General features: G+C 50.1%; 2 tRNA genes and 2 rRNA genes. All 4 read right to left on the bottom strand.

The annotated features are described in order from the left end of the window. Window positions 1-236: ribosomal RNA gene (locus ACYU87_RS27590) — 23S ribosomal RNA — on the bottom strand; the annotation flags it as partial. 125 nt (window positions 237-361) lie between these two features. After that, window positions 362-435: transfer RNA gene (locus ACYU87_RS27585), tRNA-Ala, on the bottom strand. A gap of 27 nt (window positions 436-462) precedes the next feature. Then, window positions 463-536, bottom strand: a tRNA-Ile gene (locus ACYU87_RS27580). Window positions 537-580: 44 nt separating this feature from the next. Next, a 16S ribosomal RNA gene (locus tag ACYU87_RS27575) occupies window positions 581-697 on the bottom strand; the annotation flags it as partial.

The raw sequence follows: 697 nt of genomic DNA, 5'->3' as shown, positions 1-697 counted from the left end.
TCGCCACTACTCAGGGAATCACAATTGTTTTCTCTTCCTGCGGGTACTTAGATGTTTCAGTTCGCCGCGTTTGCCCCTCGAAAGGTACTAGTTCTTCAAACTAGTGGGTTGCCCCATTCGGATACCAGCGGATCAGCCCCTGCCAGCGGGTCCCCGTCATGTTTCGTCGCTTGCCACGTCCTTCATCGCCATCAGAAGCCACAGGCATCCCCCAGACGCCCTTTTGCTGCGTATTCACTACGCTTTACTTAATACCTATTTGTCACTAGATAAATCTGTTGATTATCTATTATTCTGAGTTACAAAAGCAACTCAATCTCTTTCCGTAGGTCAAAGAACAAATGAACCCGAATGGTTCAAGTGGAGAATAACGGATTCGAACCGTTGACCCCCTGCTTGCAAAGCAGGTGCTCTAGCCAACTGAGCTAATCCCCCGGCTATGTATTGTAACTTCTGTACTTGTGGGCCTGCGTGGACTCGAACCACGGACCTCTACATTATCAGTGTAGCGCTCTAACCACCTGAGCTACAAGCCCAGTGCTTTGCATATTGACATTGTAGGTAACCTATTCGGCTCCAAAAAGGAGGTGTTCCAGCCGCACCTTCCGGTACGGCTACCTTGTTACGACTTAGCCCTAGTTACCGAGTTTACCCTTGCCCGGCGCTTAAACCGACCTTCAGGTCCCCCCAACTCCCA

The organism is Spirosoma lituiforme, assembly GCF_054776635.1.
This window is presented reverse-complemented; position numbering and strand designations above follow the sequence as displayed.